Origin of the sequence: Streptomyces sp. NPDC048057 (assembly GCF_040653095.1) — a bacterium.
Taxonomy (GTDB): Bacteria; Actinomycetota; Actinomycetes; order Streptomycetales; family Streptomycetaceae; genus Streptomyces.
In genome coordinates this window covers 164,734-191,207 of record NZ_JBEZNF010000008.1, presented here as the reverse complement: position 1 = coordinate 191,207, position 26,474 = coordinate 164,734, and the positions used below count along the sequence as shown (strand labels likewise).

Genomic DNA, 26,474 nt, shown 5'->3' with positions numbered 1-26,474 from the left:
CCGCAGGCCCCGTACCAGCGCCTTCGTCGCCGACCGCCGGTACCCGACCGTGCTCACCCGGTCACGATTTGGCAAAGTGACGTACGAAGGGAAATGGAGGGGCCAGCTCCACTGTTGTGCCGTGGCGGAGGACCGAGCGCGTCCCCCATTCGCCATGCCCGGAACGAGGAGGGTCTTCGCGTGAGCCAGTACGTCTCCCGCATCTCCACCGGTCTGGCCCCTCGACTCAGGCTGCCCGGCACGCACCGCAGACCGCGCCGCGTCGCGATGCTCAGCGTTCACACCTCGCCGCTCCACCAGCCCGGCACGGGCGACGCGGGCGGGATGAACGTCTACATCGTCGAGCTGGCCAAACGGCTCGCGGCGATCAACATCGAGGTCGAGGTCTTCACCCGGGCGACCGCCGGCGGCCTGCCCGACTCGGTGGAGCTGGCGCCGGGCGTCCTGGTGCGCCACGTGGACGCCGGCCCGTACGAGGGGCTCGCCAAGGAGGACCTGCCCGGCCAGCTCTGTGCGTTCACGCACGGCGTGATGCGGGCGTGGGCCCGCCAGCGCCCCGGCCACTACGACCTCGTCCACTCCCACTACTGGCTCTCGGGCCACGTCGGCTGGCTCGCCGCCGAGCGCTGGCGCGTCCCCCTCGTGCACGCGATGCACACCATGGCCAAGGTCAAGAACGCCGCGCTCGCCGAGGGCGACACGCCCGAGCCGTCGTCCCGGGTCATCGGCGAGACACAGATAGTGAACGCCGCCGACCGGCTGATCGCGAACACTCCGGAGGAGGCGGGGGAGTTGGTCCGCTTCTACGACGCCGACCCCGACAAGGTCGCCGTCGTCTACCCGGGGGTGAACCTGGACCGGTTCCGCCCCACGACGGCCGGTGCGACGACCGACGCACCCGCGTCCGCCGTCGCCGACGCCATCGCCGCCCGCGACCGCCTCGGCGTCCCCCGCGACGCCTTCGTCCCCCTCTTCGCCGGCCGCATCCAGCCCCTCAAGGCCCCCGACGTCCTCCTGCGCGCCGTGGCGATCCTGCTGGAGCGCGCCCCCGCCCTCCGCACGCGGCTGTACGTCCCCGTCGTCGGCGGCCCCAGCGGCAGCGGCCTCGCCAAGCCCGAGGGCCTGCAGAAGCTGGCCGCCCGCCTCGGCCTCGCCGACGTCGTCCACTTCCACCCGCCCGTCGGCCAGGACCTGCTCGCCGACTGGTTCCGCGCCGCGTCGGTGCTCGTCATGCCCTCGTACAGCGAATCCTTCGGCCTCGTCGCGATCGAGGCGCAGGCCACCGGCACCCCGGTGGTGGCCGCGGCGGTCGGCGGCCTGCCCGTCGCCGTCCAGGACGGCCGCACCGGCTACCTGGTCCAGGGCCACGACCCCGTCGACTACGCGAACGCCCTCCAGCGGCTGCTCGACGACCCGGCGCTGACCGCGCGGATGGGCACGGCGGCGGCCCGGCACGCCGAATCCTTCGGCTGGGACGCGTCCGCGGCGGCCACCGCGGACGTGTACGCGTCGGCCATGGCCGACCACCGCCGACGGGTACGCTCGCACCATGTCTGACGTACGCGAGCCCACCCCCGCCGCCGTCATCGAGCAGACGCTGCGCGCCGCCGACCTGGAGTGGGAGAGCCCGGAGCCCGGCTCGTACGTCGTGACGCTCCCCGGCACCCGCAAGCTCGCCACCACGGTCGCGCTGCGCGTCGGCGAGCACTCCCTCTCCCTGAACGCCTTCGTGATCCGCCACCCCGACGAGAACGACGCCGCCGTGCACCGCTGGCTGCTGGAGCGGAACCTGAAGCTGTACGGGGTGAGTTACGCGGTCGACCCGCTCGGCGACGTCTATCTCACTGGCCGGCTGCCGCTCGCCGTGATCACTCCGGAGGAACTGGACCGACTGCTCGGGGCGGTCCTTGAGGCGTCGGACGGTGCGTTCAACACCCTGCTGGAGCTGGGCTTCGCCAGTGCGATCCGCAAGGAGTACGCGTGGCGGGTGTCGCGCGGCGAGTCGACGCGCAACCTCGACGCGTTCACCCACCTGACCGAACGCCCCTCCTGACCGTACGTCGCCTACCGGCGCACACCTCTTTCCGTGGGCGCGGCCACTGCCCCTTGCCGTGCGATCGTCGCGATCTCCCGCGTCCCCGAGTTCGACCAGATAGACGCCCAGAGCGCCCCGGAACCGAGCCACGCGCCGCCCTGGGCCGACCACGGTTGCCCCACCCGACGCCGCGGCAGATCGGGAACACCCCCGCGCGCGCGGGGCGGACGCAAGAACGTCAGGATCCCCGCTGCCGGCGTGAGAAACACCCCCGCGGGCGCGGGGCCGACCGTGAGGGGGGAGCGGGCGCCTGGGCCGGGGCCGGCTCGTGCCGCTACGGCCGGGGCACGACGAACATCCGGACCGGGCGCGGTTTCGGGTCGCTGCCGCTCGGCTGCCGTGCCCGCTTCCACGCCTCGACCAGCTTGGCGTACCGCGGGTCGATCCACTCCTTCTCCATGGAGCCTCCTTCCAGGCGGCAGCGTAGGGCTACGGTCAGCCCGCCGGCTTGGGTTTGGGGATGATGACGATCGGGCCCGAGTCGTCGGAGTGCTGGCACTTCGCTGCGACCGGTACCGGCTGGTCGTCGGGGGCGCGCCACAGGGCGAGGTCGACCACGTACCCCGCTGCCGCGATGAGGGTCACGGTCCGGTCGATGGCCGCCTGGGAGAATCGGGTCACGTCCGGCGCCTCGGGGATGTGGTGCACGAAGTTCCCGAAGCCCGCGCACAGCCGGTAGTAGGCACCAGTGTGCAACAGGAGGGTGTGCCAACCCTCGTCCACGACGCGGGAGGGCACCATCACGGTGCCGGGCCTGCTGGCGGCGGTCGCAACGAATGCGAGCGCCTGTTCCAGGATGCGACTGCCCGTGGCGGTGTCCATGCCGGAGTTGTTGCTGAGGATCGTGGTGAGGAACGCGGAGAACTCGGCGTCCGACACGAGGGCGCGAGCCGACAGCCGCGGTGTGGGTGCGGGTAGTGCCATGGGTCTGCCTGCCTCTCTTCGGTTGTCTGGTGTTTGCCCGTGTGCCGGCGCGTTGGCCCCTTGCCCGTGCGCCGGCACACGGAGTTCAGGAGCTGTGGCGTGGCTTGCGCGCGGTGTACATCAGGAGGGTCTTGATGTACTCGGCCAGCAGCAGCAGTTCCTCATCGACCCGAATGTCGGGGTCGACGCCGGCCGCGGCCTTGCGGGCGCTCGCGACGCAGGCCAGGACGTGCTGCCCGTACCACTCGCCGCTGAGGCTGCGCCCGTACGCCTCCGCGGGCACGGCGAGCGCGGCGATGTGGGCCCGCAGCCGCTCGCGGAGCGCTTCGGCGGTGTCGGCCGCCGGCTGACTGAGCCCCAGGGCGCCGGCCAGGCGCACGTCACGGCTGACGTCCACCAGGGACGCGCCGAAGCCAACCAACTGCCCCGTCACCGGGCACCCCTGGCGCAACGGGGGCAGGTGCACGGCGGGTACGCCATGGGCTCCGGCACGGTGTCGTCCGTCGCCTGGACACTGACCTCCCGCTCCACCGGCCCCCGCTTCCCGTCCGCGGCGACGCGGTACACCCGCATCGTCATCGCCGGCGGTCCCTCGTCGCGCTGCCCGACGAGTTCGCGCGTGCGCGCCGGGACGAGATCCGTACTCGGCGGGAAGCTTTCCGGAGGATTGCGGTCATGACTACGATGCATCGCGTCGACTCCACTTCAGTCGGCCACACCCCCGGGCCCTGCCAGGCTGCGGGGGTTCTGTTCAGGTTGAGGGTGTTCAAGAGGGGTGGCCCCGCCTGTGCGACGGGCATAGCCGGGGCCACCCGACCCCGCTCGTAGGGCATGCGAGCGGGGAGCTATTGCGGTGGCGGAGTGGGGCATGCCCAGACCTCCGCGTCCAGGACGTGCGCACCGAGACGGCCACGGGCCCAGCCTCGGTAGACCGCACCGGCGGTGAGACGACGTCCGCACGCGTCGCAGGCGAGCCCCTTTGCCTGGTGCCACGTCAGATCGCGCGCCGCCGGAACCGGCTCATCCTCGCAGCGCGCCGGAGTCGCGCCGGTCACGAAGGGGCGTCGGGTATCGCATCGACGCGGAGCAGGAAGGCTGCAGCGCGGGCCAGCCACTCCGCATGCACACCGACGTCGGTGGCGTCGGTGACGACACCTTGGGCCTGAGCGCTCTCGATCAGCTCCCGGACCTTGCCCCAGGTCGTGACCTCCGCTACCACCTGCCAGTCACGGGCATCTGCCCGAGCGCGCATCTCGGGCAGCATGTGATGACCGGCCGAGTGGATGACGACGGGGATTCGATCGATCCGGCCACTGGACGGGTAGACGCCGATCGATGCATCGGCGAGGTGTGCCCGTCTGCTCTTTTGCTGTCCAGTACGGGTCATGGCATGACCGTCTCGTACCTGCGGACGCAAGTGAAGAACGGCCCCATATGGCTTGGGACTTCATGGGCTATCCAAGTCGCACGGGGTCTATGCCCAACTCAAGACCATCCAGGCGAACTGGTACGCCGCGTACGAGTTACAGCACGGTCTTGGCTGTTGCGGGCAGGAACTCGCTACTCCCCGCCCCCACGCCGAGGAGCTTGGAAACACGCCGCAGTCGTGCGGTCGACGCCCGGCCTACCTTCTCGACGATCACCGACGGGAGGGCCTGGTGTCGAGCCCACGTGGGATCTTCGACGAGCACCTGCTCCAACGTCTCCAGCGAGGCGTCCCAGAGCTTCGCGTCGGCCTGGGCCATCGCCTTGTCCATGGCGTACCGGTTCCGAGCGGCACCGGAAAGGGCCTCCTCGTGCCGGGGCTTGATCTCTCCGATCAGAGTCAGCGCTTGCCCCGTCTGCCCAAGGGCGACCTTGATGCCGACCGCCTGCGTGGTCGCGGTGACCGGTCCGAAGACCGTGCCGTGTGCCGCGGCCTCCCGCCCCATCCGCGCACCAGCCGCGTGCGACTGGCTGAGGTAATCCGCCGCCAACTCCTTGTTGCCCAGTCGCGACGCCACCACGGCGGCGAAATTGACGTGCGATCCGTACGCCACCAACTGCTCGGTGGTGGCCTGAGAGAACCGGGGCTCAATGTCCGTGGCAGCCTTCTCGGCGAGCGCCAGCGACTCCCGCAGCCGCGCGTCCCGTAGGTAGATCCAGGCCCTACCCGACATGACCAGGGCACCGCTCAACTCGTCCGCCGCATGGGAGGCAGCGTGTTGAGCGTTCCCGATGGCGGCGTACGCAAGGTCCCGCGCACCCATGAGGTTGGCGACATACCCGGCCAGCCGGTACGCGTTCGACAGGACTGTCCACGCCTCCGCCTGCTCGCCGGCCGGCTGCTCGCGAAGCCGCGCACCGGCCTCCGCGATGAGCTGGCCGGCGAGGGCGCCGGCCCCGAGATAGCCGCCCTTCCAGTACGTCTCCCAGCAGCGCTTCGCGTTCGCTTCGAGGGTCTGGAGCGAAGGGGCGGTGACGGTGTCGGGCAGTATGCCCGCCGCGGTGTCGTGCACGACCCGCGACAGGGCTTGCATCACCGCACGGTCGTCCTGCTCCATCGCCCTGCGGGGCGCCTGTTGGCCGAGGATCACAGCGGTGTCCGCCCCGAGGGCGTCGGCCAGCAGAAGCAAGGTCTGCAAGGTCAAACGCTTGTCCTGTTCGGCCTGCTGGATGGTGGGCAGCGACAGCCCTGTCATCTCGGCAAGATCGGTCTGGCGGATGCTCTTGCCCCGAAGGATCTTGATGCGTTGACCTGTGGTGTATTCGCTCCAACGCGCCATACTGGTCTCCGTTTCTAGCGTCCACTGGGAACGGTACCCGCGTGACGACGCAGGAACAGCGGGTATGCCGCCAGCGCTGAAGCTCTGCGGCTGGGGGCGTGCATGCGAACGCCACGCCCGCGGGCCGACACGTCCCGACTCGGGTGTTTGAACAGCAGAGGGACCTGTAACTCAGGCCGTCGGCGGGATGTGCCAGAGCGGGGGTGCGTACTGCTCCGGATGGTGTTGGAGCAGCAGGCGCTTCAGGGCGTCGCGTTCCATGCCGGGGAGGTTGAGGGCTTCGGTGAGGTGGCGGAAGGTGGTGTGGCTGATGTTCTTCGCGCGGACCTGGTGTTCGAACTCGGTGACGCGTCGGAGGACGACGTCGGGGTCCAGGGGTTCCGTGTGCCTCGTCCGGAGCCAGGTCGCCTTGTTGCGTTCGTAGTCGATCTCGGAGAAGCCGGCGATCTCTCGGCTGAGTCCTTCGGCCTCCGTGAGCGTGGTCGTTGAAGCAACCGCGCGGGCCAGGGCGTTGCGGGTGAAGGCGTCGTCGATGTCGACGTCGTGGACTGTGGGGCCCTCGTCGGTGAGGGGGACGGGGAGCCCGGCGTCACGGACTTCGCACCGGCCGCGGATCCCTCGGGCCGTGGCCGCGAGCATGGCCGTCACCTCGGAGGGGTGCCACTCAAGGACCTCGTCGACGCGGTCGACGTGTTCGGGAGCGAGGGTGACGACGTTGCGGCCGAGGAGGGGGCGCAGGACTCCTGCCGTCAGTTCGCCGTCGAGGCTGGGGCCGGCGATCAGCAGGCGTACGGGTACGTCGAGTTGGGCGCAGGCCGCCAGGGTGAGGGCGTCCGCCAGGGGGCTGCGGAGGGTGGGTTCGGTGCCCTGCGCCAGGACGTCGCCGCCGACGTCCAACAGGTCGATCGACTCGGGGCGCAGGTGCGCGACCAGCTCCATGAGCTGCCGCAGGATTCCCTGGGCGCCGTGGCGCGCGTCGATCAGGGCGAACGTCTGGGGGAGTTCCCGTGCGAGGCGGGGCAGCGTGGAGCCCGCCGGGGGAATCGGTTCGGTCTCCGCGGTGACGACCGGGACGTTCGGGGTGAGCTGCGACAGGGCGGTGAAGTCGGCGGGGCTTCTGGGGCCGGGGACCGGGTCGACCAGGAGGCGATCCCATGCGTACGTGAGGACGACCGCGGGGTCCTCGGTGCCGTACAGGGCCGCGTCGAGCATCGCGGCGGCGACCGCGTCGCCTCCTCCGCCTGCTGCCACGATCAACCGCGTCACCCCGGCAGGGTACGACTGGGGCGCCCGGCCCGGGCGTTCCCCCGCCGAGTCGGAGTGGGGCGGGAGCGAACCCGACCGGGACACCAGGAAGCCCCCGCACCCGCGGGGCCGGCGGACCTCCCGGGCGTGATCGCGCAGCCCCGGGGGCGCTGCGCGATCACCGGCCGTCGCCGCGGGCCCCGGGTCGCTACTCGGGTTGAGTGACCGTCAAGGCCCAGCGGGTGCTGTCCGTGGAGGCGTCGACGCCGATCGTGTAGGACCCCGACCGCACCACGCCGGCGTCCAGGGTGACCGAGCCCAGCCCCGTACGACCCGTGGGGCAGTCCACCGTGAACGCGGCGATCTGGGTCTGCTGCGACATCGTCACCGCGACCTGCCCGCCGCCCTCACACGCCACGGTCAGCACCGTCGCCAGTCCCTGTGACGCGCCACCGGAGGCGACACCGCCGTCTCCGGTCCACTCTTCCACCCAGACCAGACCGTCCGGACCCGGGTGCGGCAGCAGTCCTCGTGCCTCCGCCGCCGCGGCCGGCCCGACCCCGGCACCGATCACGGCGAAGGCCGCGAGTGCCGCCACCGAGACGCTCTTGACTGCGACGCTCTTGCTCACGCTCGCCACATCTGCCCCTCCCAGCAACCGTCATGTCCCGCTCAGTATTGGGCACAGCCGGTGCCGGCGCCTGAGTACGGCTACTCAGGGGCGGGCACCGTCGCCGCGTCCCGCGGTGGCCCGGGCCGTCATGCGGTACGGCCCGGACCGCGGGTGTGCCCACACGCACGACCGAGCCCCCCACCCGCAGGGAAACCGCAGGCAGGGGGCCGAAGGCCGAGCCGCTTACTTCTTCTTGCCCTGGGTCTTGCCGGGGATCTTGGTGAGCTGGGTTTTTGCTGGTCACATGCAGTGGGCTCGTGCGTCTAGTGGTCATTGTTGGTCGTCCTTGGTCGCTGTCGAGCGCCGTCGGACGGCCCAAGGACGGCCCAGGGGCCGGTTACTTCGTGGGCCGATCTTCTGTCCGTAGATCCCCCGCACACGCGGGGCCGACGCCGACGTCATGGGCAACGCCCTAGCGGACGGCGGAACACCCCCGCAGGCGCGGGGCCGACCGTGGGAGACCATGTACCGGGCGCAGCCGTCGGTCGTAACACCTCCGCAGGCGCGGGGCCGCCACTTTCTTGACCTGAGGATCTTTCAGCGGTAACGCGAATTTCAGTTAGTTGGAACGCGAGGCCACGCCTACCTCCAGAGACAGGCACGAGGCACCCTCCTCATCGCGGAATGACCAAACGGCATCGCCCATCGTTCCCGACGTCGCCCCTCCCCGTCCAGCACGCCGCTCCACCGCGCCACAGACCTCGGCAGGCCTGTGGTGCCGAAGCCCGGATGCGTCCAGTCCAGACAGCAAGAGAGGCCCTGGTCTTCGGCGTGGGCCCTCTTCTCTGGAGCAGGTGACGAGATTCGAACTTGCGCTCTGAGCCAGGGAAGCTGCGGTTGTTTGAAGCTGATACAGGCGCTGACCTGAGCGAATGAATCATTTGAGGGAGCGCTAGCCAGTGGTGGCTTCACCGTGGTCCCTCGCTGTTCCCCGTCCTATCTGGTGCGTTTGCCTGCGGCCTACGATTTCAGTCCCGTACTTACGGGTTCTTACGGTGCGTGAGGGCATCTCTCCTGCTGGCTGTAGCCGCCTGGAACGTCCGCGCTGACGGAGTTCCAGAATGGAACGGCCTCGCGGAAGTGCCCGCCGGCTGTGTGCCACTGGAGGCCGGGGTAGGCGTGGCGTAAGGACCGTAGGGCGGCCGAGGCGAGGCCGCAGCGCTCGTAGCCGTCGTAGGTGTGAGGTGCTTCCACCCAGCCGATTTTGCATAGATTGCAGACCACGTACTCGACTTCGAAAGCCAGTTCAGATCTGAAGTAGGCGGCACGGATACGCCAGCCTGTCCGCTCGTAGTGCCCTGCGGGCCGGTCAACCCAGGGCCCCGGTGGGGCGGCGGTCCGGTCGAACTTGTATGACTCGGGATTCACCCAGCGGCGGAATCGGTCACGCCAGGTCGGCTCGTCGGGCCATTCCTGTACCCAATGCACGTGGTCAGCGATCCGAGCCAGGGTGCGAATCGCCGCTTCCCTTTCCGTCATGGACTCCTCTTAGCGTGATTTCGCCATAGATGGTTTGACCTCAGCCATTGAAAGTCAGCCACGATGGTGGGTGCGACGACCGATCAGGCGCGCGTGTGCCACGGTGCCCACCCCGGGCCTTAGCCATGCTGCCCAGACGTCCCCCAGAGCAAGCTCCGGCGGCGGAGCCGTGATTACGGCGGCTGATTGCTGAGAGCACGGCGCGGGCGCCGGCTGGGCTGGAGCGGGGCGGAGACAGGAGCGCAGGCCCGGCCGGGGGTCGGGCCGTGCGCGGCGAGCGTAGCGAGGCGCCTTGAACCAGTAGAGAAAGTTGTAACTCACTCCGGCTGCTGTCGGTGGGGGCGTTGGCGGTCGCGTTCGATCTCGTGGGCGACGGTCTCGGCGCAGTCCAGGACCAGCTGCAGCTTGGTGAGGACGTCGTGGCGGGCCTGGGTAATGAGTTCGTCGTGGGTCGGGCTGTCGCCTCGGGGTGTCCAGAAGCCGCGGTGGCTGTGTTCGTTGACGACGTTGCGGCAGTAGCGGACGACTGCGTTCATGGCCGCGTGGAAGTCGCCGCAGTAGTCCTGTTCGACCTCGGGTCGCAGGGGGCGCCAGACCCTGCCTTCGTCGTTGTCGCTGGTCGGCTCGGTGGTCACGGTGTCTGCCTGAAGAACCTGGTGCTTCCGGCCGGAAGCACGGACAGCAGGTAGCGGAGTTTGCCTTCACGGACGATGTGGTCGTACGGCTCGCCCTCGGCTAAGAGTTCTAACGCCCATTCGTGTTCTGCGCGGTCGGCGAGCCAGTCGTGCGCCACGGCCGCCGCTGGCGGGTCGAGTTGGTCGATGATGTCGCCGGCCCTCGCGTGCAGCCAGCGCAGGGCGAGGCGAGGGGTTGCCGCCGCGTGCGAGCCGAGCGGGAACTTGCGATTGGCGTGGGGGCAGTAGGCGACGGCCTCGCACAGGAAGCCGGTCCGCAGCTCAGGTCGCACCGCGCTCGTCGCCGTCAGCATGTCCTGAGTTCCGGCGCCTTGGAGTGGAGTTCGGCGGTGACCGTGTGGCCGCCGCGGTCACCTCTGATGCTCACCCTGGTCGCGCACATGGTGACCAGGGCCAACCCTCGACCGCCGACATCCCCGCTATCGGAGTGTGCGACGTGCGGTCGAGTCTGGGCGCCGCCCAAGTCCGTCACGGTGATGGTGACGGCGGTCTCGGCTTGGGTGACGGCCACGAGGAAGTCGCCACCACCGCTCGCGGTGTGCGTGATCGCGTTCGTGCCCAGTTCGGTGACGATCAGCAGTGCGTCGTCCGCGCACGGGTGGGCGCCGAGAAGATCCCGGGTCCAGCGGCGGGCGCGACTGACCTCCTGAGGCAGACCGGCGAAGGTGCGTCGGTGGGTCGGCATGGGTGTCCTCCATCCCTCATGACCTGCGGCTTTTCGTGACCTGGCAGGCATTCGGCTGACGCGGAAGTCGATGAGCCGTAGAATTAGTACTAGCACCGTACTCCACGTGCGGACACTAAAAGTGCGTGATCGAACTTTTCGTGCGGGTAGAAGCCGCATAGCGTTCGCCGCAGGGCGGTGCCTGGCCGTTTTCGCCATAGGGAGAGGAACCGAGATGTTCGGACTGATGGTGCGGTTCACGTGCAAGGACGCGGACGCCGCTGTCGCATTCGACGAGCTGGTGGCGCGGACCGGTGAGCAGATTCGTGCGAACGAACCGGGAACGGTGATCTACACGGTGCACCGTGTTGACGGCCGTCCGCTGGAGCGGATCTTCTACGAGCTCTACCGGGACGTCGCCGCCTTCGAGACGCATGAGGCGCAGGGCTACGTGCGGGAGTTCCTGGAGGCGCGGGAGCAGTACCTCACCTCGACCGAGGTGGATCGCCTGGACTTCATGTCGGGCAAGGGTGTGGACGTTGAGCGCTGAATACCAGAAGGCGCTCGGTCGGAAGATCGCCTTCAACCGCAAGCGGCGGGGGCTGTCCCAGAAGGAGTTCGCCGGCCTTCTCGACCGGTCGGAAGCCTGGGTGTCCCAGGTCGAGCGGGGCGTTCGCCGCATCGACCGGATGACGGTCCTGGAGAAGGTCGCCGAGGTCCTCGACGTACCGATCGCCGAGTTGGCCGCCGAGGCGCCGATCGTGGCGTCCGTCGCCGAAGGGGAGACGCCCGGTGCGAGCCGACTGCGGCTCGTCCTCAGCGCGGCGCACTCTTTGAAGGCGATTCTCGGCCGACCGTCACCGCCGGACATCCCCGCCCTGCGGGCCGCCGTCAAGCGGGCCTGGGATCTGACGCACGAAGGCAACTACGCCGACCTGGCCGAACTGCTGGAAGAACTGGTTCCGCGCCTGGAGACAGCCACTCGGGCGGGCACCGACGACGAACGGCCTGAGCTGTTCCGGCTGCTGGCCACGATGTACCACACGTGCAGTGCGGCGCTGGCGAACTCGGGTGAGCCTGAAGCCGCGTGGATCGCGGTCGACCGAGCCGTGGTCGCTGCCGAACGGGCGGGGGACCCGCTGCTGATGGCCGCGGGAGAGTTCCGGCTGTCGATCGTCTTCCTGGGGGCGCGTCACTTCGAACAGGCGGCCCGGGTTTCCGGAAGCGCCGCTGACGCGCTCGCTCCGCTAACCGAGGACGACGAGTTGGGCGCCGTCGCGCTGCGGGGTGCCCTCACCCTCCAGCGGGCCCTTGCCGCGGGCCGGATGAACCGGGCTGACGACGCGTACGCCCACCTTCGCCAGGCGAGGGAGCTGGCCGAGCGTGTCGGTGACGGGCGTAACGACTACAACACGGAGTTCGGGCCCACCAACGTCGCACTCCATGAAGTCGCCGTGGCCGTCGACCTGGGTGATGCCGGGGTGGCCCTGCGGGCCGCGGAGTCCGTGGACGCCTCCGGCCTGTCCTCGGAGCGACAGGCTCGCTTCGGCATCGACCTCGCCAAGGCACACGCTCAGCGCCGCCAGATCGATCAGGCGGTCAACTCCCTGGTCAGGGTGCGCGAACTGCTGCCCGAGATGTTCCGGGCCAAGCCCGCCGTCAAGCAACTGGTGGCCGACCTGCTGGCGATGAGTCCGCTGCCGTCCGATCAGCTTCGGGCGCTCGCCCGGGAGTTGGGCGTACAAGAAATGCGGACTAGTACCTGAAGTACTAGACAGTACTTCCAGTGCGGGTTACTGTGGTGAGTGTCGGCAGGCTCCTCCTCGCATCCGGCAGGGAGGGGTTTGCGGGCATGTGAACGCGCCGACCAGGAAGGCAGACCTGTCCGGCGCGGGAGTGATAGGGCCACGGAAACAGATGTGGCCTGAGCGGGAGGCAGCCCACTCAGGCCGGGTGCGTCTTTGGCATCAACGCTCCTTGAGCGTATCGCGCCCGACCCGTATGCGGTCAACCTCCCCATGTGCACCACTTAGTGATCATTTGCGCCCTCATGTGGGGCGCCGCACAAGGGAGAACAATTTCGTGCGCACGATTCGTGTGGAGACTTCGGCGGCGACGGTCCTGTTGACGGAGGCTCCTGAGCCCAAGGTTCGTGATCGACAGACCGGTGAGATTGCCAAGGACGCTCAGACCGGTGAGAGCTTGATGACGCTCGGGGTCGTGTACATCGAGGACGGTGAGTCGTCGTTGGTGAAGGTCACGGTGCCGGAGAGCGGTATCGCTGACGGGCTGATGCTGGGGGCGCCGGTGTCGTTGCCGGGGTTGGTGGCGCGGCCGTGGGAAAGCGTGTTCAACGGGCAGCAGCGGCACGGCATCGCGTTCCGCGCCGCCGCTGTGATGCCGGCCGCGTTCCCCACCGCGGTGGCGAGTGCCTGATGGTCGACGCCACGACACTGCTGGTCGTGGGTGGTCTCCTCGCCGTGTTCGGCGTCGGGGCCACCTACGCCCGGGCCCGTCATCCGGGCCTGTACTGGTTGGCCGTTGGTCTGCCGATATCGACCGCGCGACTGATCGGGTCGTACGGGTCGGTCATGGAGGCGTGTGGCCTGACCGTGGCGCCTTCCCGGCTGCGGGTGATGGCTGTGCGTGCGACGACTCGGCGGGAGGTGCGGCCGGTTCCGCCGCGTCGGGGGATTCCTCGGCCGACGTCGACGGGGTTACGGCTCCGGCTCCGGCTCGCGCCCGGTCAGGAACCGGCGGACGTGGCCGCGTCGGCGGAGCGGTTGCGGCATGCCTGGGGAGTGCACGCCGTGTACGTGACCACGGTCAAGCCGGGGCTGGTGGAACTGCGGCTGGTCGGCTTCGACGTCCTCAAGCGGGTACGCATGCCACGCAAGCTGGACACGGCCCTGTTGCGGGTGCCGGTGGCGTTGCGGGAGGACGCGACCGCCTTCGTACGGGACTACCGGACCGTTCCCCACGGGCTCACGCTCGGCGCGACGCTGTCAGGCAAGTCCATGTTCCTCCGCCACTTGATCGCTGGGCTGGCGACGCAACCGGTCGCGCTGGTCGGGATCGACTGCAAGCGGGGCGTGGAGCTGGCGCCGTTCGCTCCTCGCCTGTCTGCTCTGGCGACTGATCCGGGTGAGGCGGCGGAGTTGCTGCCCGCGTTGGTGGGGGAGATGGAGGAGCGGTACGACCTGATCAAGACGCGGCAGGGCCTCGCCCCCGGCATCCCTGACGAGGAGATCACCTCCGATATCTGGGGGCTGCCCGAGTCGGAACGCCCGGTGCCGATCGTGCTCGTCGTCGATGAGGTGGCGGAACTGTTCCTCGTGGCCACGCGCAAGGACGAGGAGCGGCGGGATGAGATGGTCACCCACCTCATTCGGCTCGCCCAACTCGGTCGCGCCGCGGGGATGTATCTGGAGGTGTGTGGGCAGCGCTTCGGCGCGGAGCTGGGCAAGGGGGCAACGATGCTGCGGGCCCAGCTCACCGGCCGTGTCTGTCACCGGGTCAACGACGAAGCCTCCGCCAAGATGGCGCTCGGCGACATCGCCCCGGAAGCGGTCGGCGCGGCCTGCACCATCGCCCCCGAACTGCCCGGCCTCGCCGTGGCCGGTGACACCTCGGGCGGCTGGTCCCGCATCCGCACCCCCTACCTCTCCCTCACCGACGCAGCCGCGACCTGCCACGCCTCGGCCCACCTCACCCCCGAACTGCCTGCCCTCAAGCCCTTCCGGCCGGTCGCGCCCGTACCGGTCGCCCCTTCTGCGCCGTCGCTGGTGAAGCCGCAGCCGGCCACCGGCTGATCACACCCCCACCCCCTCGGTCGGCGTGACCGTCTCGCGCCACCTCCCTACCCCCGCCATGCCCGAAACAGGAAGGAGCCCGGCCGTGCGCAACCTGCCCTTCCGCGTCGACGCCGTGTTGGTCCAGGCGGTGATCGCCGCCGCGTTGTCCTTCGCCCACCTTCACGACCTGGCGGTGGCGGCCGGACAGGACGGGTGGAAGGCGTGGGCCTACCCGGTCAGTGTCGACCTGTTGATGGTCGCGGCTTGGCGTCGCCTGCGCTCGGGGCAGTCCAAGACGGTTGCCTGGTGCTGGTTCGTGATCGCGCTCGCCGCGTCGCTGGGCGCGAACGTCGCCACCGCGGGACTCCTCGACATGAACGATGTCCCCGCCTGGCTCCGCATCACGGTCGCCGGCTGGCCCGCCCTCGCCTTCCTCGGCGGAACCCTCCTCGCCCACACCCCCGACCCAAAACCCGCTTCCGCGGAGCCGATCACCGCACCAGAGCCGGTACGCCCGTCTCCCACACCGGCCGTTCCGGCCGCGCTGGTGGAACACGCCCGCAAGGTCGCCACCGCACACCGCGCCCGCACGGGACACCCGCCCGACGCCGCGACCCTTCGGGCCCGGCTCGGAGTCCCCCAACCCATGGCCGACGCCATCACCGCCCGTCTTCGAGAGGAACGATCGCCATGAGTCCGAACCGTCGCTTCCACCGTGTCGTGCGCATCGGGCCCGTCTGGGTCGGCACGTCCTACGACCTCTACGGCCGCGAGAAGCACACCGCCGCCTGTACCGCGCCGCGCTGTGGCTTCTCGACCGACTACGACTCGCGCGCCGCCGCCGAACTCGCCGCCCGCACCCACCGCTGCACCGCCCGCTGAGGAGATGCCCGTGACCGTGAGCCTGCCGCTCGTCTTCGTCCTCGGCGTCGTCGCCTGGGCCGCGATCAAGTTCCTCGGGGTGCGCCTGTGGGTCGCCGTCGTGATCGCCCTCTTCGGCTTCTGGCTCTCCCAGACCTTCTTCGCCCCCGCCATCGAATCGGGGACACGCACGGGCGTCGACATCGTCAACGACCCGGCCACACGCTGACCGGCCTCCCGGGGCGGCCTCGATACCGCCAAGCATCCACCGCCCCGGCAGGCACGCACCCTCCCGACCACTGCACCGCCGAAAGGACAGCTCCATTACTACCGGACGCACACCCGTCCCACTCGCCGAACTCAGCACCCTCGCAACATCCGGCGCCTTACCCGCCCTCGCCCGCCAACTCCAGGGCCTGGGTGGCTGTACGAACCCGGTCCGCCTTGACGGCCATCGCACGGAACACGCCCTCGACACCGCAACCGGGGAGATCGGCCCGCTCCTCCACCGCCTCGACTCCACCCGGCTTCCGGCGGGGAGTCTGCTGGTGCGGTGCAACAACCGCCGCACGACCCGCTGCACCGCCTGCGCGGAGGTCTACCGGCGCGACACCTTCCACCTGATCACCTCCGGCCTCCGCGGCGGCAAAGGCACCCCCGACACGGTCACCGCCCACCCTCGGGTCTTCGCCACCTTCACCGCCCCCGGCTTCGGCCCCGTCCACAACCGCCCGTCGAACCGGCCCACCTGCCGCTGTGGCACCGCCCACACCCCGGATGACCCGGCCTTGGGCACACCGTTGCGCCCGGACGCGTACGACTACGAAGCGGCCGTCCTGTGGAACGCCCACGCTGGCGCACTGTGGCGCCGCTTCACCATCCACCTGCGCAGAGAGGTCGCCAAGCTGGCCGGGCTGACCCAACGGGAGCTGCGCCACCACGCCCGGGTCTCCTTCGCCAAGGTCGCCGAATATCAGAAGCGCGGCGCGGTCCACTTCCACGCCGTCATCCGCCTCGACGGCCCCAACGGTGGCCACACCCCACCCCCGCCCTGGGCGACGGCGGAACTCCTCACCGACGCCATCCACACCGCCACCACCCAAGCCCGCATCACCGGCCCCACCCTCAACGGCCGCACGCACACCTTCGCCTTCGGTGCCCAGCTCGACGTCCGCACGATCCGCGGCGCCGACTTCACCGGTGGCCAAGCTCTGACCGACCGGGCCGTGGCCGCGTACATCGCCAAGTACGCCACCAAAGGTGCCGAAACCGCGACCGGCGCCCTCGACCGCCCGCTGAAGTTCGCCGCCGAACTCGCCCACCTCGACATCACCGACCACGCCCGACAACTGATCCGCACCGCCTGGACCCTCGGCGCCCGCAAAGACCTCGCCCACCTCCGCCTCCGCGCCTGGGCCCACATGCTCGGCTTCCGCGGCCACTTCTCCACCAAGTCGCGCACCTACTCGACCACCCTCGGCGCCCTACGCCACGCCCGCACCCAATGGCGCCACGCACAGAACACCACCGAGCACCCCGAGCAGACCACGTACGTCCTCACTCACTGGACCTACACCGGAACCGGCCTCACCGAAACCGAAACCTGGCTCACCACCACCCTCAGCCCCGCCCCCGGCACGGAAGGAGAACCCACCCGTGGCTAGCCGACGCCTCGCCCCGGTCGGCGCGGTGACGGAACCGCGCCTGCCCGCTCGCTACCTCACCCCTGACGACCTGGTGGGCCTCTTCGAACTGCCCAGCGTCGAGACGGTCTACCAGTGGCGGCGCAAGCGGACCGGACCCCGTGGCTTCCGGGTCGGCCGGCACCTCCGCTTCGACCCGGTCGACGTTCGGGCCTGGGTCGACTCCCAGCGCGGGGAGGTGGCTGCCTGATGGCCGGGCACGTCCAAGACCGCTGGTACGCGGCCAAGGTCGGTTCGGACGGGAAGACCCACAAGGTCAAGACCGAGCGGTACGGCACGGGGATGCGCTACCGCGCCCGTTACATCGGCCCCGACGGGACGGAGAAGTCGAAGAGCTTCCCCGACCGGCAAAAGCGGCTCGCTGACCAGTGGTTGAACGAGACCGAGGCCGACATGGCGCGCGGGCAGTACGTCGACCCCCGTGCGGCCCGGACCACATTCCAGCAGTACGCCGAGAGCTGGGTGCTCCACGCGCCCGATCCGAACACCCAAGCGTCGATGGAGTCGCAACTCCGGTTGCACGCCTTCCCTCACCTGGGCTCGCGCCCGCTCGGCTCCTTCCAGCCCGCCCATATCCGTGACTGGGTGCGGCAGCTCCAAGAAGACGGCGTCCGGGGTTCGTACGCCCGCACCATCTACTCCAACGTGCGGGCCGCGCTCAGCGCCGCCGTGGACGACGGCCATCTTCCTCGGAACCCGTGTGCCGCCCGCTCGGTCCGGCCGCCGACGGTGGATGACAAGCGCGTCGCCCCCTGGACACCGGAACGCGTCTTCGCCGTCCGGGCCGGCATGCCCGAGCGTTACCAAGCCATGGTGGACCTGGGCGCCGGCTGCGGCCTTCGGCAGGGGGAGATCCTTGGTGTGGCCGTCGACGCGGTGGACTTCACGACGAACACGCTGCACGTCATCCAGCAACTGAAGCTCAGCCGGAGCAAGCCCGTGTTCGCACGGCCCAAGGGCGGCAAGCTCCGGGACGTGCCGCTGCCCGGTCCTGTGGCCGACGTACTGCGGGACCACATGAAGCAGTTCCCACCCGTCGAGATCACCTTGCCGTGGAAGGTCGCGGACGGCCCGCCCGTGACCAAGCAGTTGGTTTTCACGGCGCCGCGCGGCGGCCAAGTCTGGCGCACGTCGCTCAACGACGACGCGTGGAAACCAGCCCTCGCCGCCGCCGGGGTGATCCCCGTCCCCGAGCGCGGTCAGCCCTACGCCGAGTCACGCGAGAACGGCATGCACGCCCTCCGCCACTTCTACGCGTCCGTCCTCCTGGACGCGGGGGAGAACATCAAGGCACTCGCCGAGTACCTGGGCCACTCGGACCCGGGCCTGACGCTCCGCGTCTACGCGCACCTCATGCCGTCAAGCCAGGAGCGCACGCGCAAGGCCGTCGCCGCAGTTTTCGACGCGGCCCGGGCCGGGCCGTCCCGCACCTGACGGCCCAGCGACGGCCCCAGCGGACCACCAAGCCCCCTTCCCGCGGAGAACCCGCAGGTAGGGGGCTTGTCCGGTGCCGCTTACTTCTTCTTGCCCTGGTTCTTCACGGCCTCGATCGCCGCCGCCGCAGCAGTCGGGTCGAGGTACGTGCCGCCCGGGTTCACGGGCTTGAAGTCCGCGTCCAGCTCGTACGCCAGCGGGATGCCGGTGGGGATGTTCAGGCCCGCGATGTCCTCGTCGGAGATGCCGTCGAGGTGCTTGACCAGCGCGCGGAGCGAGTTGCCGTGGGCGGCGATCAGGACCGTGCGGCCGGCGAGGAGGTCCGGGACGACGCCGTCGTACCAGTACGGCAGCATCCGGTCGACGACGTCCTTCAGGCACTCGGTGCGCGGACGCGCCTCCGAGGGGATCGTCGCGTAGCGCGGGTCGTCGCTCTGGGAGAACTCCGTGCCGTCCTCAAGCGGCGGCGGCGGGGTGTCGTACGAGCGGCGCCAGAGCATGAACTGCTCCTCGCCGAACTCCGCGAGCGTCTGCGCCTTGTCCTTGCCCTGGAGCGCGCCGTAGTGCCGCTCGTTGAGGCGCCAGGAGCGGTGGACCGGGATCCAGTGGCGGTCCGCGGACTCCAGCGCGAGCTGGGCGGTGCGGATGGCGCGCTTCTGGAGGGAGGTGTGGAGCACGTCGGGCAGCAGCCCCGCGTCCTTCAGCAGCTCACCGCCGCGGACCGCCTCCTTCTCGCCCTTCTCGGTCAGGTTGACGTCCACCCAGCCGGTGAACAGGTTCTTCGCGTTCCACTCGCTCTCGCCGTGGCGGAGGAGGATCAGCTTGTACGGTGCGTCGGCCATGCGTACGAGCGTAATGGACCCCGTGCCGCGCCTGCCCTCCGGGACGCTGCGTGGACGTCGCCCGGACGGTCGCCCGGACGTTTGACGGGAGCCGTCAAATGACTGGCCGGCGGAGCACCGCCTATGTAATGTGCAGTGCTGTACAGAGACACTTACATAGGTGGGGGGACGGATGTCCGTAGTCGGTGGGCGCGCCGCGGCCGTCAGACGGGCCGTGCGGGCGGGGGTCTCGGGGATGCCCCGGGACTTCTGGTGGCTGTGGACGAGCACGCTGGTGAACCGGCTCGGGGCGTTCGTGTCCACGTTCCTGGTGCTGTACCTGACCAACGAGAAGGGGCACTCCGCCGCGTACGCCGGCCTCGTCGTCTCCCTCTACGGGCTCGGCGGCATCGTCTCCTCCCTCGCCGGCGGCGTGATGGCCGACCGGCTCGGCCGCCGGCCCACCCTGCTGATCGCGCAGTCCTCCACCGCGGTCTCCGTCGCGGTGCTCGGCTTCGTGCAGCACCCGGTCGCGATCGCCGCCGTCGCGTGCGTGGTGGGCGCGGCGACCACCGCGTCCCGGCCCGCCGTGCAGGCGATGATGGCGGACATCGTGCCGCCCGAGGACCGCGTCCGCGCCTTCGCCCTCAACTACTGGGCCATCAACCTCGGCTTCGCGATCTCCGCCGTCGCGGCCGGCTTCATCGCCGAGTACAGCTACCTCATCGGCTTCCTGGGCGAGGCCGTGATGACGATGGCCTGCGCGATCCTGATCTTCATCAAGCTGCCGGAGTCCCGGCCGGAGCGGACGGTCGGCGACGGCGCGGACGCTGCGGCGGACGCGGAGGTCAGCCTGCGGACCGTGCTGCGCGACGGGCGCTTCATGGGCGTCGTCGGGCTCTCGTTCCTGATCGCGCTGGTCTTCATGCAGGGCCACACCGGCGTGCCGCTCGCCATGGGCGCCGACGGGATGTCCCCCGCGGACTTCGGCCTGGTGATGGCGCTCAACGGGCTGCTGATCGTCGTCCTCCAGATCCCCGTCACGCACCTGATCGAGCACCGCGACCCGCGCCTCCTGCTGGCCGTCTCCTCGCTGCTCGTCGGGTACGGCTTCGGGCTCACCGCCTTCGCCGGCTCGATCGGCTTCTACGCGCTGACCGTCCTCATCTGGACCCTCGCGGAGATCGTGAACGCGCCCACTCAGACGGGGCTGGTGGTGCGGCTGTCGCCGGTGCACGGCCGCGGGCGCTACCAGGGCGTGTTCAGCGTGACCTGGCCCGTCGCCACCCTGATCGCGCCGCTGATGGCCGGGACGATGATCGACCGGCTGGGGGAGCAGTGGCTGTGGGCGACGTGCGCCGCGCTGGGGACCGTCGCCGGGCTCGGGTACTGGTTGCTGATGCGGAACCTGCCGGCGGCCGAGCCGGTACGGAGCGCGAAGGCCGATCCCACACCCGTCACCACCGAGCCCGTACGCGCAAAGGCCGAGCCCGTACCGGCCGCGACCGAGCCCGTACGCACCGCGGAGCCCACCGCCTGACAGCCGTACGCACGCATACGGAGCCGTACGACGAAGGGCCCGCCGGTCACCGACCGGCGGGCCCTCCCCGTATGCGTACGCCCCACGGCGTACGTACGTCCCGCGCTTCAGCCGCAGCCGCCGCCGCACTGGCACGGCGACCCCGACTGGCAGCCGCAGCCGCAGCCCGAGCCGCAGCCGCACGCACCGAGCAGCGGCAGTCGGCGTGCGTCGGCGGTCACTTCGGCGAATCGTTCCTGCTGGGGTTCCGGAGTGGGGGACTCAGCCATGTGTTCCTCCTCATCGGCAGACCTCGTCGGCGAACCGGGGGCGTGCCCGCGCACGACGTGTGCCTCGTACCGCCCCTCGGCCAATTCCACGCCCACCGCGGGCGGCGCATCAACAGCGCGTCGAGGCACTCGCACCCGCCGTGACCGATTCGCGCGCCGGGGGTCCGAGCAACACGGTCCCCTGAGGTCTCCTCGGGCCCCCTATGCCCCTTCCACCTGCGTCGTCGGCTGGAGCTCGTCCGCGTGCTCACCCGTCACCAGGTACACCACGCGCTTCGCCACCGACACCGCGTGGTCGGCGAACCGCTCGTAGTAGCGGCCCAGCAGCGTCACGTCGACCGCCGTCTCGATGCCGTGCTTCCACCGGTCGTCCATCAGGTGCTGGAACAGCGTGCGGTGCAGCAGGTCCATCTCGTCGTCGTCGGTCTCCAGCTGGAGCGCCAGGTCGACGTCCTTGGTGATGATCACCTCGCCCGCCTTCGCCATCAGGCGCTGCGCCAGCTGACCCATCTCCAGGATCGTGGCCTGGAGGTCGCGCGGCACCGGCGACTCGGGGAACCGCAGCCGCGCCAGCTTCGCCACGTGCTGCGCCAGGTCGCCCGAGCGCTCCAGGTCCGCGCTCATCCGCAGCGAGGTCACCACGATCCGCAGATCGGTCGCGACCGGCTGCTGTCGCGCCAGCAGGGCGATGGCCCGCGCCTCCAGGTCGTGCTGGAGGTCGTCGACCTTCTGGTCGGCGGCGATCACGCTCTCGGCCAGCTTCAGATCCGCGTCGAGCATCGCCGTCGTGGCGCGCCCTATCGCCGATCCGACCAGTTTGGCCATGTCGACCAGGCCCTCGCCGATCGAGTCCAGTTCCTCGTGGTACGCGTCCCGCATGGAGTTCCCTCTCTACAGTGAACGGGGTCCGGGTGGGGCTCTCGGACCCCCACGCTCCCACGTTCGGCGGCCAAGGCGTCGCGCCCCGCCCTCCCAAATGAACCGGCCCCGTCCCCTCGGTGAACTCTGGGCGACGAGTGCCGGCGGAACGGTGATCGACGGGGACCACCGTCCGGACCGTGCCTAATCTGGATGCATGGACGTGAACGCGGCGGTCGCCGCAGCGGCGGCGATCGCCGGTCTGCTGACTGGTGTCTTCGCCGTGCTCGCGTTCCGCTGGAGCGAACGCGAGCAGCGCAGGCCCACCAGGTCCTCGCTGCACACCGACGCCGTGCTGCCGCCCGGAGTGGACACGGTGCTCTCCGTGCTGCGCTCCTCGGCGGTCGTCCTGGACGAGGCCGACGCGGTGGTCAAGGCGAGCTCGGCGGCGTACGCGCTGGGACTGGTACGTGGCGGAAAGCTGACGGTGGACGCCATGCTCCAGATGGCCCGTGACACCCGCCGCGACGGCGAGATACGACAGGTCGAGCTGGACCTGCCGCGCCGGGGCGCCGGCCGCGGCGAGGCCCTCGCGGTCTCCGCCCGCGTCGCCCCGCTCGGCTCCCGCCTCGTGCTGCTGCTCGTCGAGGACCTCACCGAGGCCCGTCGCATCGAAGCCATCCGCCGGGACTTCGTCGCGAACGTCAGCCACGAGCTGAAGACCCCCGTCGGGGCGCTCTCGCTGCTCTCCGAAGCGGTCATGGACGCCTCCGACGACCCCGAGGCGGTCTCCCGCTTCGCGGGGCGCATGCAGATCGAGGCGATGCGGCTGAGCAATCTCGTCCAGGAGCTGATCGACCTCTCGCGCGTCCAGTACGACCACCCCCTCCAGGACCCGGAGCCGGTCCGGGTGGACGAACTGGTCGCCGAGGCGGTCGACCGCTCGCGGCAGCCCGCCACCGCCAAGAACATCACCATGGCCTCGGGCGGCACCGCCGGGCTGTACATCTGGGGACACCGGGGCCAGCTCGCCGCCGCCCTCGGCAACCTCGTCGAGAACGCCGTCAACTACTCACCGGCCCGCACCCGGGTCGGCATCTCCGCCCGCCGCGTACCCGCGCAGGGCGGCAGCATGATCGAGATCGCCGTCACCGACCAGGGCATCGGCATCTCGGAGAAGGACCGCGAACGGGTCTTCGAACGCTTCTACCGCGTCGACCCCGCCCGCTCGCGCGCCACCGGGGGCACCGGCCTCGGCCTGGCGATCGTCAAGCACGTGGCCGCCTCGCACGGCGGGGAGGTCACGGTGTGGAGCTCCGAGGGTCAGGGCTCCACCTTCACCCTGCGGCTCCCGGAAGCGGGCGCCACGCGGGACCGATCCCCCACCGGCACGACCGCCGGCTCACCCACCGGCCCGGATCTCGCCGCCGACTTGGACGACGTCGACGACCGGCCCACCCCAACCGATCCGAACACCGAGATCCCAGCCCCGGAGGTCCTTCCGTGACCCGAGTGCTCGTCGTCGAGGATGAGGAATCATTCAGCGACGCCCTGTCCTACATGCTCCGAAAAGAGGGCTTCGAGGTCGCCGTGGCGTCCACCGGCCCCGATGGACTCGACGAGTTCGAGCGCAACGGCGCCGACCTCGTCCTCCTCGACCTGATGCTGCCCGGGCTCCCCGGCACGGAGGTCTGCCGCCAGCTGCGGGGCCGTTCGAACGTCCCCGTCATCATGGTGACCGCGAAGGACAGCGAGATCGACAAGGTCGTGGGCCTGGAGATAGGGGCCGACGACTACGTCACCAAGCCCTTCTCCTCCCGGGAGCTGGTCGCCCGGATCCGCGCGGTGCTGCGCCGCCGCGGCGAGCCGGAGGAGGTCGCACCGGCGGCGTTGGAGGCCGGGCCGGTGCGGATGGACGTCGACCGGCACGTGGTCACCGTCTCCGGCGGCAAGGTCGACCTGCCGCTGAAGGAGTTCGACCTGCTGGAGATGCTGCTGCGCAACGCGGGCCGGGTGCTGACCCGGATGCAGCTGATCGACCGGGTCTGGGGCGCGGACTACGTCGGGGACACCAAGACCCTGGACGTGCACGTCAAGCGGTTGCGCGCCAAGATCGAGCCGGACCCGGGTGCCCCGCGCTACCTGGTCACGGTCCGGGGCCTCGGCTACAAGTTCGAGCCGTAAGCCGTAAGCCGCGGCCGTGAGCCGCACGTCGCTGTCGTACGCGCGGAACGACGAGGGCGCCCCACCGGATGACCGGTGGGGCGCCCTCGTTGCGTCGTGGCGTACGGCCGACTCAGCCCGCGGGGGTCTCCGAGCCCTGCTCGGACCCGGTGCCGCCCTCGTTGTCGCCCTGGCCGTCGCCCGTGCCGTTCTCGTTCCCGGCCGGCGTGCCGTCCTGACCGTCGGGCTGGCCCGACTGGTCCTGCGACTTCTCCTCGTCCTTCTTCGCCGGGTCCTGGCCCTCGCCGCCGGGCTCGCCGGACGGCTTCGGGGCGGCCGTGGCCGGCGGCTGACTGCTCGGGCCGAACTTCACGTAGTCCGCGGTCGCCGGCACGACGAACGACTCCAGCGTGATGTCGCCGGTCTTGCTCAGCTTGAAGACGACGTTCTGGACGCCGCCGATCTTCTTCGTCAGCGCGTCGCCGTTGTCAATGACCGCGGACGCGTTGCCCTTGCCGCCGATCACGACGGAGCCCAGCGCGGGCACGGTGACCGGGCCCGAGCCGCCGGCGGCGGTGAGCTTCACGGTGCCCGCGCCGTCCGGCAGGGTGATCGAGTCCAGGGTCTCGTCTTCCTGGCCCTTGTTGAAGACCGTCGCGGAGACGACCGCGGGCCCGGACTCCCCGGCCTTCGGCTGGGTGATCACATTGGCGTTCTGGATGCTGATGCTGTCGACGGTCGCCGCTGCGGTGTCCGGCTTGATCCCGAGGGTCTGCGCGTTGTTGCCGGCGCCACACGCGGTGAGCGCGGTGAGCGACAGCGCGACGGCGGTCACGGCGAGGGCACCGCGTCGAAGGCGAGTAGCGCCCCCGGACGGAGTAAGGGGGAGGCTCACGGCGGCGGCATCTCCTTGCACGTACGGATCCGACTGGTGGACGGTCCTGCTGGGTCCTGCACGACCCGGCTGGTGCCGGGCCGGTGACCGAACCGGCGCAATAGCGGCCGGGACCGCGTCAGTTCGCAGTACCGGCCGGGCCAGGTCAGTCGGCCTCAGATTACAGAGCCCCTGCTCCGGGCTTGCACCCGACCCGCCCCTTACGGGCCCTTCACCCCCCGCGCCGCCCTTCGCGCCGCCCGCGCACGCCCCTTCGTGCGCGCCCGGCGGGATGAGGTGTTCGCGCCTTCGACGTTCGATTCGAAGTGACGTTTCGCGCGGCGTTCACATAAGTGCGGCGGTCAATGGTGATCAATTTCCTGGAGATCCGCATTGATTACCGGGGGTCAAACCGAGCCAATCGAAGATCAATTCCGGATTCTCGACCGACGTCCGTCCGTACGGGTGACCGATGCCCGAACGGAGTACGGGAAGTTCACCGTCAAGAACCAGGCAAATCGGGACGTTCAGTCACGTCGGGGGGCGTCGCACCTGGTGCGACGGGCGGGTTTCCGGCCGTCCGTACAGCGGCTCCGACCTGCGAATACCCTGTTCCGCAAGCCGCCCGCAGCACGTTCCCGGCGCTGTTGTCAAGCCCCGAGATATGCCCTGACCTGCGAAAACGCCATTCAGAAGAAGCCGTATCCGTGTTACCCTGGATAGCCACGGAAGGGGTACCTGTCACATGACGTTCAAGGTTGGCGACACCGTGGTCTATCCCCATCACGGGGCCGCGCTGATCGAGGCCATCGAAACTCGCCAGATCAAAGGCGTGGACAAGACCTACTTGGTGCTCAAGGTCGCCCAGGGCGACCTGACGGTTCGCGTGCCGGCGGACAATGCGGAGTTCGTGGGCGTACGCGACGTGGTCGGTCAGGACGGGCTCGACCGGGTCTTCGAGGTGCTCCGCGCACCGTATGCCGAAGAGCCGACGAACTGGTCCCGTCGCTACAAGGCGAATCTCGAAAAGCTCGCCTCCGGCGATGTCATCAAGGTCGCCGAAGTGGTGCGTGACCTGTGGCGTCGTGAGCGCGAGCGCGGACTGTCCGCGGGTGAGAAGCGCATGCTCGCGAAGGCCCGCCAGATCCTGGTGAGCGAACTCGCCCTCGCGGAGAACACCAACGAAGACAAGGCCGAGGCGCTGCTCGACGAAGTCCTCGCGTCCTGACGCGTCCGCGCTGCCCGATCCGCTGACCTCCCCGATCCGATCCGGTCCGACCGAATCACTTCGGCCCGATGGATCCTTCGATCCGCTCGGTCCGACGCGCTTCGCTCGGTCTTTCGAATCTTCGTCCCTCCGGTCCTCCGGCTCCTCCGGAAGGCCCTCAGGCCGTCCGGAAGGTCGTACGGACGCGGACAGCAGGCCGCACGCACAACTGCCGCGGTGCCCGTTGACATGATGTGATCCCCTTTTGATCACTGACCTGTTGCCGGGCACTGCGGCATGTTCGTCTACTGTCACAGGGAACCTGCCCCAGTGGTGTGCCGGGCCCGGGCGGCTGGCGCAGACCATCGTCACGGAAGGGTCCGTCAAGGCGTCGCGCCCGGCACGCTCTG

At 69.9% G+C, this 26,474-nt stretch carries 31 protein-coding genes; 16 read left to right on the top strand and 15 right to left on the bottom strand.

Features of this window, described 5'->3' with window-relative positions:
* Positions 1–180: 180 nt before the first annotated feature.
* The gene (gene mshA, locus AB0E05_RS11700) at positions 181–1,557 is read left to right on the top strand and encodes a D-inositol-3-phosphate glycosyltransferase (protein WP_361961904.1); all 1,377 of its coding nucleotides are present in this window, start codon (positions 181–183) and stop codon (positions 1,555–1,557) included.
* Positions 1,550–2,053 (top strand): YbjN domain-containing protein, encoded by a 504-nt coding sequence (locus AB0E05_RS11695; RefSeq protein WP_361961901.1) that lies wholly within the window; start codon positions 1,550–1,552, stop codon positions 2,051–2,053. Before mshA ends, AB0E05_RS11695 begins: the two co-directional genes overlap by 8 nt.
* A 316-nt stretch (positions 2,054–2,369) precedes the next feature.
* On the opposite strand, the gene AB0E05_RS11690 is transcribed toward AB0E05_RS11695, so the two are convergent.
* From AB0E05_RS11690 to AB0E05_RS11640, 11 genes are all read right to left on the bottom strand, one after another.
* Positions 2,370–2,495, bottom strand: coding sequence for a hypothetical protein (locus AB0E05_RS11690; protein WP_361961899.1), 126 nt, complete (start codon positions 2,493–2,495; stop codon positions 2,370–2,372).
* 35 nt (positions 2,496–2,530) lie between these two features.
* A complete protein-coding gene (locus AB0E05_RS11685; protein WP_361961897.1) occupies positions 2,531–3,019 on the bottom strand; it encodes a hypothetical protein in 489 nt (162 codons plus the stop codon).
* Positions 3,020–3,104: 85 nt separating this feature from the next.
* Complete coding sequence (locus AB0E05_RS11680; protein ID WP_361961895.1) at positions 3,105–3,452, bottom strand: hypothetical protein; 348 nt, start codon at positions 3,450–3,452, stop codon at positions 3,105–3,107.
* Positions 3,449–3,709, bottom strand: coding sequence for a hypothetical protein (locus tag AB0E05_RS11675; protein WP_361961893.1), 261 nt, complete (start codon positions 3,707–3,709; stop codon positions 3,449–3,451). The genes AB0E05_RS11680 and AB0E05_RS11675 overlap by 4 nt, the downstream gene beginning before the upstream one ends.
* Before the next feature lie 361 nt (positions 3,710–4,070).
* Entirely contained in the window at positions 4,071–4,406 is a 336-nt protein-coding gene (locus tag AB0E05_RS11670; protein WP_361961891.1) for a hypothetical protein, read from the bottom strand.
* A 136-nt stretch (positions 4,407–4,542) separates the two neighbouring features.
* Complete coding sequence (locus AB0E05_RS11665) at positions 4,543–5,784, bottom strand: helix-turn-helix domain-containing protein (RefSeq protein ID WP_361961889.1); 1,242 nt, start codon at positions 5,782–5,784, stop codon at positions 4,543–4,545.
* Positions 5,785–5,955: 171 nt separating this feature from the next.
* Positions 5,956–7,050, bottom strand: a complete 1,095-nt coding sequence (locus AB0E05_RS11660) for a DUF1152 domain-containing protein (RefSeq protein ID WP_361961887.1) — start codon at positions 7,048–7,050, stop codon at positions 5,956–5,958.
* A 187-nt stretch (positions 7,051–7,237) separates the two neighbouring features.
* Entirely contained in the window at positions 7,238–7,660 is a 423-nt protein-coding gene (locus AB0E05_RS11655; protein ID WP_361961886.1) for a hypothetical protein, read from the bottom strand.
* A 1,838-nt stretch (positions 7,661–9,498) separates the two neighbouring features.
* Complete coding sequence (locus AB0E05_RS11650) at positions 9,499–9,816, bottom strand: hypothetical protein (protein ID WP_361961884.1); 318 nt, start codon at positions 9,814–9,816, stop codon at positions 9,499–9,501.
* Positions 9,813–10,169: a hypothetical protein gene (locus AB0E05_RS11645; protein WP_361961882.1), complete on the bottom strand. Its 357-nt coding sequence runs from the start codon at positions 10,167–10,169 to the stop codon at positions 9,813–9,815. Before AB0E05_RS11645 ends, AB0E05_RS11650 begins: the two co-directional genes overlap by 4 nt.
* Positions 10,163–10,561: an ATP-binding protein gene (locus tag AB0E05_RS11640; protein WP_361961880.1), complete on the bottom strand. Its 399-nt coding sequence runs from the start codon at positions 10,559–10,561 to the stop codon at positions 10,163–10,165. Before AB0E05_RS11640 ends, AB0E05_RS11645 begins: the two co-directional genes overlap by 7 nt.
* A 214-nt stretch (positions 10,562–10,775) precedes the next feature.
* Between AB0E05_RS11640 and AB0E05_RS11635 the strand changes: the two genes are divergently transcribed.
* The 10 genes from AB0E05_RS11635 to AB0E05_RS11590 all read left to right on the top strand — a co-directional run bounded on the left by AB0E05_RS11635 (position 10,776) and on the right by AB0E05_RS11590 (position 18,332).
* Positions 10,776–11,090 carry an antibiotic biosynthesis monooxygenase gene (locus tag AB0E05_RS11635; RefSeq protein WP_361961878.1) on the top strand — a complete coding sequence of 105 codons (315 nt, stop codon included), beginning with the start codon at positions 10,776–10,778 and terminating at the stop codon, positions 11,088–11,090.
* Positions 11,080–12,306, top strand: coding sequence for a helix-turn-helix transcriptional regulator (locus tag AB0E05_RS11630; RefSeq protein ID WP_361961876.1), 1,227 nt, complete (start codon positions 11,080–11,082; stop codon positions 12,304–12,306). Before AB0E05_RS11635 ends, AB0E05_RS11630 begins: the two co-directional genes overlap by 11 nt.
* A gap of 316 nt (positions 12,307–12,622) precedes the next feature.
* A complete protein-coding gene (locus tag AB0E05_RS11625; protein ID WP_361961874.1) occupies positions 12,623–12,976 on the top strand; it encodes a hypothetical protein in 354 nt (117 codons plus the stop codon).
* Entirely contained in the window at positions 12,976–14,352 is a 1,377-nt protein-coding gene (locus AB0E05_RS11620; RefSeq protein WP_361961872.1) for an FtsK/SpoIIIE domain-containing protein, read from the top strand. The genes AB0E05_RS11625 and AB0E05_RS11620 overlap by 1 nt, the downstream gene beginning before the upstream one ends.
* A gap of 85 nt (positions 14,353–14,437) precedes the next feature.
* Positions 14,438–15,028, top strand: coding sequence for a DUF2637 domain-containing protein (locus AB0E05_RS11615; protein WP_361961870.1), 591 nt, complete (start codon positions 14,438–14,440; stop codon positions 15,026–15,028).
* Positions 15,025–15,216: a mobile element transfer protein gene (locus AB0E05_RS11610; protein ID WP_361961868.1), complete on the top strand. Its 192-nt coding sequence runs from the start codon at positions 15,025–15,027 to the stop codon at positions 15,214–15,216. Before AB0E05_RS11615 ends, AB0E05_RS11610 begins: the two co-directional genes overlap by 4 nt.
* 10 nt (positions 15,217–15,226) lie before the next feature.
* Positions 15,227–15,424, top strand: a complete 198-nt coding sequence (locus AB0E05_RS11605) for a hypothetical protein (protein ID WP_361961866.1) — start codon at positions 15,227–15,229, stop codon at positions 15,422–15,424.
* Positions 15,425–15,518: 94 nt separating this feature from the next.
* The gene (locus AB0E05_RS11600; RefSeq protein WP_361962076.1) at positions 15,519–16,859 is read left to right on the top strand and encodes a replication initiator; all 1,341 of its coding nucleotides are present in this window, start codon (positions 15,519–15,521) and stop codon (positions 16,857–16,859) included.
* Positions 16,852–17,088 (top strand): helix-turn-helix domain-containing protein, encoded by a 237-nt coding sequence (locus AB0E05_RS11595; RefSeq protein WP_361961863.1) that lies wholly within the window; start codon positions 16,852–16,854, stop codon positions 17,086–17,088. Before AB0E05_RS11600 ends, AB0E05_RS11595 begins: the two co-directional genes overlap by 8 nt.
* A complete protein-coding gene (locus AB0E05_RS11590; protein WP_361961861.1) occupies positions 17,088–18,332 on the top strand; it encodes a tyrosine-type recombinase/integrase in 1,245 nt (414 codons plus the stop codon). The genes AB0E05_RS11595 and AB0E05_RS11590 overlap by 1 nt, the downstream gene beginning before the upstream one ends.
* 80 nt (positions 18,333–18,412) lie before the next feature.
* Here the strand turns inward: AB0E05_RS11590 and AB0E05_RS11585 are convergent, their stop codons facing one another.
* On the bottom strand, positions 18,413–19,174 hold the full coding sequence (locus tag AB0E05_RS11585; protein WP_361961859.1) for a phosphoglyceromutase: 762 nt from the start codon (positions 19,172–19,174) through the stop codon (positions 18,413–18,415).
* A 172-nt stretch (positions 19,175–19,346) separates the two neighbouring features.
* On the opposite strand from AB0E05_RS11585, the gene AB0E05_RS11580 reads away from it, so the two are divergent.
* Positions 19,347–20,693 carry an MFS transporter gene (locus AB0E05_RS11580; RefSeq protein ID WP_361961856.1) on the top strand — a complete coding sequence of 449 codons (1,347 nt, stop codon included), beginning with the start codon at positions 19,347–19,349 and terminating at the stop codon, positions 20,691–20,693.
* A 107-nt stretch (positions 20,694–20,800) separates the two neighbouring features.
* Here the strand turns inward: AB0E05_RS11580 and AB0E05_RS11575 are convergent, their stop codons facing one another.
* Together AB0E05_RS11575 and phoU are read right to left on the bottom strand one after the other, a co-directional pair.
* Entirely contained in the window at positions 20,801–20,962 is a 162-nt protein-coding gene (locus tag AB0E05_RS11575; RefSeq protein WP_361961854.1) for a hypothetical protein, read from the bottom strand.
* Positions 20,963–21,163: 201 nt separating this feature from the next.
* Positions 21,164–21,841 carry a phosphate signaling complex protein PhoU gene (gene phoU / locus AB0E05_RS11570; protein WP_361961852.1) on the bottom strand — a complete coding sequence of 226 codons (678 nt, stop codon included), beginning with the start codon at positions 21,839–21,841 and terminating at the stop codon, positions 21,164–21,166.
* Between the two features lie 196 nt (positions 21,842–22,037).
* On the opposite strand from phoU, the gene AB0E05_RS11565 reads away from it, so the two are divergent.
* Together AB0E05_RS11565 and AB0E05_RS11560 are read left to right on the top strand one after the other, a co-directional pair.
* The gene (locus tag AB0E05_RS11565; RefSeq protein ID WP_361961850.1) at positions 22,038–23,327 is read left to right on the top strand and encodes an ATP-binding protein; all 1,290 of its coding nucleotides are present in this window, start codon (positions 22,038–22,040) and stop codon (positions 23,325–23,327) included.
* Positions 23,324–24,004, top strand: a complete 681-nt coding sequence (locus AB0E05_RS11560; protein ID WP_361961848.1) for a response regulator transcription factor — start codon at positions 23,324–23,326, stop codon at positions 24,002–24,004. The genes AB0E05_RS11565 and AB0E05_RS11560 overlap by 4 nt, the downstream gene beginning before the upstream one ends.
* A 112-nt stretch (positions 24,005–24,116) precedes the next feature.
* Here AB0E05_RS11560 and AB0E05_RS11555 read toward each other — a convergent pair whose 3' ends face one another.
* Entirely contained in the window at positions 24,117–24,818 is a 702-nt protein-coding gene (locus AB0E05_RS11555; protein ID WP_361961846.1) for a hypothetical protein, read from the bottom strand.
* Positions 24,819–25,602: 784 nt separating this feature from the next.
* Between AB0E05_RS11555 and AB0E05_RS11550 the strand changes: the two genes are divergently transcribed.
* Entirely contained in the window at positions 25,603–26,085 is a 483-nt protein-coding gene (locus AB0E05_RS11550) for a CarD family transcriptional regulator (protein ID WP_003953493.1), read from the top strand.
* Positions 26,086–26,474 lie beyond the last annotated feature (389 nt).

What these genes read in the sequence shown, in the direction of transcription:
- AB0E05_RS11695 (WP_361961901.1), top strand. Translation starts at nt 1,550, where the DNA reads ATGTCTGACGTACGCGAGCCCACCCCCGCCGCCGTCATCGAGCAGACG.
- AB0E05_RS11690 (WP_361961899.1), bottom strand. Translation starts at nt 2,495, where the DNA reads ATGGAGAAGGAGTGGATCGACCCGCGGTACGCCAAGCTGGTCGAGGCG.
- AB0E05_RS11685 (WP_361961897.1), bottom strand. Translation starts at nt 3,019, where the DNA reads ATGGCACTACCCGCACCCACACCGCGGCTGTCGGCTCGCGCCCTCGTG.
- AB0E05_RS11675 (WP_361961893.1), bottom strand. Translation starts at nt 3,709, where the DNA reads ATGCATCGTAGTCATGACCGCAATCCTCCGGAAAGCTTCCCGCCGAGT.
- AB0E05_RS11670 (WP_361961891.1), bottom strand. Translation starts at nt 4,406, where the DNA reads ATGACCCGTACTGGACAGCAAAAGAGCAGACGGGCACACCTCGCCGAT.
- AB0E05_RS11665 (WP_361961889.1), bottom strand. Translation starts at nt 5,784, where the DNA reads ATGGCGCGTTGGAGCGAATACACCACAGGTCAACGCATCAAGATCCTT.
- AB0E05_RS11645 (WP_361961882.1), bottom strand. Translation starts at nt 10,169, where the DNA reads ATGCTGACGGCGACGAGCGCGGTGCGACCTGAGCTGCGGACCGGCTTC.
- AB0E05_RS11640 (WP_361961880.1), bottom strand. Translation starts at nt 10,561, where the DNA reads ATGCCGACCCACCGACGCACCTTCGCCGGTCTGCCTCAGGAGGTCAGT.
- AB0E05_RS11635 (WP_361961878.1), top strand. Translation starts at nt 10,776, where the DNA reads ATGTTCGGACTGATGGTGCGGTTCACGTGCAAGGACGCGGACGCCGCT.
- AB0E05_RS11620 (WP_361961872.1), top strand. Translation starts at nt 12,976, where the DNA reads ATGGTCGACGCCACGACACTGCTGGTCGTGGGTGGTCTCCTCGCCGTG.
- AB0E05_RS11610 (WP_361961868.1), top strand. Translation starts at nt 15,025, where the DNA reads ATGAGTCCGAACCGTCGCTTCCACCGTGTCGTGCGCATCGGGCCCGTC.
- AB0E05_RS11590 (WP_361961861.1), top strand. Translation starts at nt 17,088, where the DNA reads ATGGCCGGGCACGTCCAAGACCGCTGGTACGCGGCCAAGGTCGGTTCG.
- AB0E05_RS11585 (WP_361961859.1), bottom strand. Translation starts at nt 19,174, where the DNA reads ATGGCCGACGCACCGTACAAGCTGATCCTCCTCCGCCACGGCGAGAGC.
- AB0E05_RS11580 (WP_361961856.1), top strand. Translation starts at nt 19,347, where the DNA reads ATGTCCGTAGTCGGTGGGCGCGCCGCGGCCGTCAGACGGGCCGTGCGG.
- AB0E05_RS11575 (WP_361961854.1), bottom strand. Translation starts at nt 20,962, where the DNA reads ATGGCTGAGTCCCCCACTCCGGAACCCCAGCAGGAACGATTCGCCGAA.
- phoU (WP_361961852.1), bottom strand. Translation starts at nt 21,841, where the DNA reads ATGCGGGACGCGTACCACGAGGAACTGGACTCGATCGGCGAGGGCCTG.
- AB0E05_RS11565 (WP_361961850.1), top strand. Translation starts at nt 22,038, where the DNA reads ATGGACGTGAACGCGGCGGTCGCCGCAGCGGCGGCGATCGCCGGTCTG.
- AB0E05_RS11550 (WP_003953493.1), top strand. Translation starts at nt 25,603, where the DNA reads ATGACGTTCAAGGTTGGCGACACCGTGGTCTATCCCCATCACGGGGCC.